Genomic DNA, 6,470 nt, shown 5'->3' on the forward strand with positions numbered 1-6,470 from the left:
GACGATTAAAAGCAGTAATATTAGTACCTGTATTGATATTCACTGCATAACGAAATAATGTCGTATTTCAACCTTCATTTTAATCCTACAAAGACCAATATACTGAGTCATGTCCTGCTTAAATTGCTTTACAATATTGCACTGAGAAGCCGTAAAGAGATGGTTTCTAACTTTAGTTAATATTCACTATAACTGCCAATACGTTGATTATCAGCGTGACTTTCGGCATATGTACTGCAGATGATAATTCAGAATAATAAAAGATTGATAGCACCCTTTATATCAGCAGTCGTCGGCGTTAAGCTTAGCTCCATTTCCACATAGTAACTTTATCACTTCAGTATGACCCTGCTGCCTGGCACGCATCACAATGGACAACCCTTTACCATCAAGAGCATTAATATCTGCCCCTTTGGCTAATAAAAACTCCATTACAGCAATATGTTGCTTATTCGCGGCATAGATCAATGCAGAAAAATGCTTATTATCATACTGATTAACCTCTGCACCATGAAAGATAAGTTGTTGCACAGTATTGAGTTGACCTTGTTCTGCCGCAGCCATTAATGGCCGAAAATTATCATTGTTTTTTCCATTAACATTGACTCGGTTATCTAACAAAAGATTAATCGATTCCAGATCATTATGCTCGATGGCAAGTAGCAAGGGGGTCATCTTACTTTCATCGCTTTCTATTTCAGTCGCGGCGCCATGAGATAATAATAAACGGACCATTGCTATATTGTGTGTTCCAATGGCATACAACAAAGGAGATGTTCCAGCATTATCTTGAGTATTAATGTCGGCTCCGTAGCTGAGCAATATCGTCACGATATTTATATCTGAACGATTTGCCGCCCAGTTCAGCGCTGTATGCCCTGTTTTATCTTTTATATTTACGCTCGCCCCTTGCTTAAGCAGAGTATTAACGACGTCGGTATGCCCACTCAACGCAGCGAGCATTAAGGCTGTACGCCCTATTCTGTCTTTTGCTCTGGCATCAGGACTTGCTCCCTCTTTAAGAAGTTTATTCACCGCTTGCACATCGCCAAAAGCGGCTGCATGAAGTAATGCTCTGCGTTGCTCGTGAGAGGGTTTTAGGGGTTTAGCATTATTATCCTGAGCATCAATCAATGACGGATTATGTTGCAAATCATTGCTTTGGTCTAATCGTTTGGGGTCAGCTTGGCTTGCTGAAGAGCGGGGTGGATTAGCATATTGTTGATGCTGAAAGTAAGCAGAGCCTCCCTGTTCTCGATATCCAGGATAACCAACATTAGCATTATTTATATGCTGTTCATCTATGATTGGTGATTGTTTTAATGGGCTATCCTTAGCTTGTTCTTCTGATGTTGTTTCCTTTCCACCACGATAATTAGCTTCACCTTTACCTAGCTTAGGCATATTTTTCTGGTAATCGTGGCCCATTGCCGGTTTTTTAGCACTTTGTTTAGCTGTTGGAGTGACTGTTGTTTGAACTAATTTAGTCGACTTTACTGTTACTTGTGACGGTTTCGTGCTTGTTTCAGCAGGCGTAGCTGAAGTAACAGGTGTCTCTAGTTGGGTTGGATCACGATTATCTTCAGCTGACAAAGTGATAATTGCCGAAGATAAAATAATAATCGCAATGAAGACAATTTGTATAATGCGCATCTGCTATTCCTATCCTTTCGGTCTATAAAAACGGCTAATAACAGTTTATGTTTAGCTTGTGTGAAAAGGAGAGAATAGCGCTTCCCCCCTTTGATTCACCAATCAATCCTTAATTAAAATCTACGGATTTTGGTTATTGCAGTACCAGTATTGTTATCATTATTAAGATCGCCTTCGGCAAACACTGTCGCCGTCCAGATAATTTTCTCGTTTTTTAGGATATTGACTGGCCAGCTGAAGTTTAAAGATGTAGCAGCCCCGCCAGCTAAGTCACTAAAAGCCAAGCTAGGCAGGTGAATAACCAATCCTCTATTGGTTACGCCACTCACACTTACCTCGCCACTAACACTACTCTCTTTCAGATTGGCCACTTCGACAACCATAGCCACAGTGTCACCAAACTTAGCTTGTGCTGATGCAGCAAAGGCCGTCAATGCGACATCTACCTCAGTATTCACCACAGGTACTTCACCCTCATATTCGATGATAAGCTGCGCGTTATATAAAGCCGTCGATTTACTATCGCCTTTAATATAGACCGCAAGATCAAAGTCCGACGTCATCGGCAAACCATTGCTGGTGACAGGCGGTTCACCTGAGTCAGAAACAATTGTGACATACTCATTTGCAGTTACATCTACCCAGCCTTTACTCGTTGCGAGTGGAGAGGTTTCGCCCTCAGCCCAATCGAGTAAATTGATCACTGTTGTTGTCGGTATACCCACAGTATATTTCACGTTATCTTTGGCAAAAGGCGGCGCACTACATTCAATCAAGGGGATTTCCATTCCAGGAAGGTCTTGACCAAACTTATTAGGTTTAAGTCTCCAGCGTGGCCCAGAAACCAGCTCCCCAAGCGAAGCATCGGGCAAAGCACTACCGATGAAGTCCTGAATATTTGGATCTGGATTTGTATCATAAGACCATTCAAATGGGTCTCGATTAAGGGTGGTATAGTAGGCGTTAGAATAACCACCAACAAGATCCGATGAGAAAGCATAAGGATGATCGGAGGGTTCTGAACCAGGAGAAGCTGTAGGGTCTAGCGCTTTAGGGGAATTTTTTAGTACGGTACCGATTCCGATAAAAGACGGTTCTAAAGACCCTTCATCGGTATCAATTATGTCACTATCGCCTTCATAACAAGGAACAGTACTTTTCCAAATAGCAGTGTCACCTTCACCTTCACCTTCAATTCTATAAGATGGTTTACGACCTGTTGCCGCCTCATTTTCCAAGTCTTCAGGACGAAGTTGGTCATTAGGATTATTAGTGATCCAATGATTAACCACCAACTCTGCTCGAGTAACCACAAAGTTTGCTGCTGGATCTTTCCATTCTGCCGGCAATGCCAGCTGAGCATACATGCGAATATCATTAGGCCGTTTATGTATTCCCCCCCAACCATAAAGTGGCTTACCATCATCTTTAAGCTGTATAGAATAATCAGTACTTAAGGCAATATTATCTAACATATTGGTCTTATCATTAGGGAACATCTGACAGCCAATTGGATCATTATCTGCCACACAAGGTGTTGCCTTGATCAAGCGTTCATATGCTTTCCCACCGACTAAAACTTGGACATTATCATCCAGTGGTGCATTTGCACAGTCAAACGAGAGACTGCCGTCTGGTGTTGATAAAATTGCTTGGGTACCATCTGGACTGGCAAAAAAGTATGGGATGGTTTCATAACAACTAAGGGCATGCTCCATAACGGTATAATGTTCCGTTTCACATTTTACCGAGGTGCCACCTAACCCTTGACACCAAGTACCTAATGGAGGTTTCACCTTATATTTTTCGGTGGCAGCATTAGCAACTTGAATACCGATAATCTCTCCTCCATCGAGAATATTACCAACGAATCCTTCTAGGTAGTCACCATTGCGCGCTTTGGGTTGGGCGCCAAGAAAATCTACAACGTAAAATCCAAATTCACTATCGACGGGATATAACATCACCCCCGACTTATCAAGAAATGGAAGATTATCACTAGGACAACTGATTTCTCCAATATCACAAATAATTGATGGATCTTCAGAGAAAGTCACACCATTAAGTCCCCCCAGAACATCCTTAACTGAAAAAACGTGCACTGGCGATTCATAAGCCGTAGCACTCCCTATTGAGGCAAGCAATGCTATAGAAATAGCAAGGGCAAGCGGTTTTTTATTAAAATATTTAACAAATAACATAACAACCTCCTGTAATTATTTTGGGATTAAATTAATCAACCATAACAACCTCCTATATTTTATTTTTACGTAACTAAGTTGGGGCGGTATTAAAACTCGACAAGGTTTATGCACTCTGTAAACCTTGTTCGCCAGTCGATCCAACAGTCAAAACCTTAAACAACCGGCACCGATAGATAACATTTAAGCCACCTTTTTATTACCAAAAAGAAACCCCTTAAACATACTGTTAACCATACAAAAAATGTGGAAATATTCAAGAGGGTAAAATAGCCCTTAATCCATCAAAACGCGCTTTTTGACTTGAAAAATATTTAATTTCAATTAATTAAAAAATACGGGGTCAGATCAATAAAAAGTGATATTTTTGACTATGCTGATCAAGGAGTTGGCGTTCTCATTCTTTCGAATGACAACTACACATTTTAGCTTTTTAAATATTACGGTTATCTCAACAGAGCTTGCATTTACTCGCATCAGAATAAACGCTGTAGTTGATGTATGCAGTTCAAGCCAGATAAGAAAACCCGCTCATTTAGCTGGTCCTATGGAGATATGCGGAGTCGTTGAAATACTTTGGTTTAAACCGACTAAATCAACGATTTATCTCTTTGAAGTTAAGTGTGGTATTACTTTGGTACAACAGCCTTGAACCCATTAAAAAACCCAGTATCAATGACGCAATACTGGGTGTTGTATAAACTCAATGCTCAAAGACTAATTTATCGCTTCGTGTAGCTCCTGATACATTAACTCACGCATCTTAAACTTCTGGATTTTACCTGTCACTGTCATGGGGTATTGATCGACAAATTTGATATAGCGCGGCACTTTGAAATAGGCAAATTTCTCAGTGAGAAAATGACGAATATCGTCTTCAGTAATGTCTGCATTGGCGCGCACTTTAATCCATGCGCACACCTCCTCGCCATATTTGTCACTTTGAACGCCAAAGACGGCTGCGTCCTGCACATCTTTGTGGCTGTAGAGCTTTTCTTCAATTTCACGAGGATAAATATTCTCGCCGCCGCGAATGATCATGTCTTTAATTCGGCCGACAATTTGTACGTAGCCAAGTTCATCCATTTGACCGATATCTCCTGAATGCAGCCAGCCTACACTGTCAATGGTTGCGGCAGTTTTCACCGGATCATTCCAGTAACCTTGCATAATGCAGTAACCTCGGCTGCACACTTCACCGGGTTGTCCAACAGCCACCACATCACCAAATTCATTGATGATTTTCACTTCAGTGTGCGGCAATGCACGACCAACTGTGAGTACTTGTTTTTCGATGGAAGAATCAATCTCAGTAATATGATTTAGCGGGCTGCACTCGGTTTGTCCGTAACCTATTAATACTTGTTTCATATACATTACATTTTGAACGCGGCGCATCACTTCTTCGGGGCAAGTGGCGCCCGCCATTACACCAGTGCGCAATGAACTAAGGTCAAACTCGTTAAATTGCGGATGCTCTAATTCAGCAATAAACATGGTCGGTACACCATGTAGTGCGGTACAACGCTCTTGTGCAGCCACGGTTAACGTAGTTAGCGGATCAAAAGACTCTCCCGGGTATACAGTTGCGGAGGCATTTATAATTGAACATAAACTGCCTAATACCATGCCAAAACAATGATATAGCGGCACAGGAATACACAATTTATCGACCGGAGTAAGTTTCATCGCCTCAGCCACTAAATAAGCATTATTTAAAATATTATGATGCGATAATGTCGCGCCTTTGGGGCTGCCAGTAGTACCAGAGGTAAATTGAATATTAATCGAATCATGTGTATTAAGAGAGTCAGCAATGCTAGCCAACACATGTTGATCATCAGCGTTAACCTCCACCAGCAAATCATTAAAATTAAGCATACCAGGGGTTTTGTCTGTACCCATGCGGATAACAAATTCAAGTTTTGGCAGTGCGCGAGCGGATAAACGGCCCTGATTACTGCTCAATTCTGGCAATAACTCATTCAACATTTGTAGATAATCGCTGGACTTAAACCTATCAGCACAAATCACGGCACGACAACCAACATTGCTCAAGGAGTATTCCAGCTCTTCAGGTCGATAAGCTGGATTGATACACACCATAATGGCGCCAATTTTAGCGGTCGCAAATTGCGTTAAACACCACTCAATGTTGTTAGGCGACCAGATCCCTACTCTATCTCCTGCTTGAATGCCTAGCTGCAACAAACCTGTGGCAAGGGAGTCTATTTTTTCTTGATACTGGCGATAGTTCCAGCGGATATGTTGATGGTAAACGACAACGGCAAGATTATCTGGATAGGTGTTAGCAATATCATCAAAATATTGACCAATGGTTTTATTGATAAGCGTTATTGAAGTGGCACCATGGTATTCACTCAGAGTAAGAGGAAGTTGCGCTTGGTGTTGTTTGACCATTAAAGCCTCCGTGCATTTATTATTATAATGAATAATGTTATTCGTCGTATTCAAACTAACCAATGCATGGGGTCACTCACAAGTAAAAAAGGCGGGTATTAGACTAAAGATTAACGTAGACGAATGGAATTTAGGCACCCAAGAATCAAGAATCAATGTTGGCTGAGATTGACCGCTTAAGTTACCTGTTCAGAT

Annotated in this window: 3 protein-coding genes; all 3 read right to left on the reverse strand. The window is 41.3% G+C overall.

The window, feature by feature from the left end:
- Positions 1-282 precede the first annotated feature (282 nt).
- Positions 283-1,653, reverse strand: a complete 1,371-nt coding sequence (locus H5164_RS17225; RefSeq protein ID WP_182757170.1) for an ankyrin repeat domain-containing protein — start codon at positions 1,651-1,653, stop codon at positions 283-285.
- 113 nt (positions 1,654-1,766) lie between these two features.
- Positions 1,767-3,755 carry a hypothetical protein gene (locus H5164_RS17230; protein WP_310736200.1) on the reverse strand — a complete coding sequence of 663 codons (1,989 nt, stop codon included), beginning with the start codon at positions 3,753-3,755 and terminating at the stop codon, positions 1,767-1,769.
- Positions 3,756-4,571: 816 nt separating this feature from the next.
- Positions 4,572-6,275 (reverse strand): AMP-binding protein, encoded by a 1,704-nt coding sequence (locus tag H5164_RS17235; protein WP_182757172.1) that lies wholly within the window; start codon positions 6,273-6,275, stop codon positions 4,572-4,574.
- Between the last annotated feature and the right edge of the window lie 195 nt (positions 6,276-6,470).

The organism is Shewanella sp. SG41-3, assembly GCF_014164545.1.
Taxonomy (GTDB): domain Bacteria; phylum Pseudomonadota; class Gammaproteobacteria; order Enterobacterales; family Shewanellaceae; genus Shewanella; species Shewanella vesiculosa.

Coding starts and splice junctions, on each gene's coding strand:
- H5164_RS17235 (WP_182757172.1), bottom strand. CDS start 6,275: ATGGTCAAACAACACCAAGCGCAACTTCCTCTTACTCTGAGTGAATAC.
- H5164_RS17225 (WP_182757170.1), bottom strand. CDS start 1,653: ATGCGCATTATACAAATTGTCTTCATTGCGATTATTATTTTATCTTCG.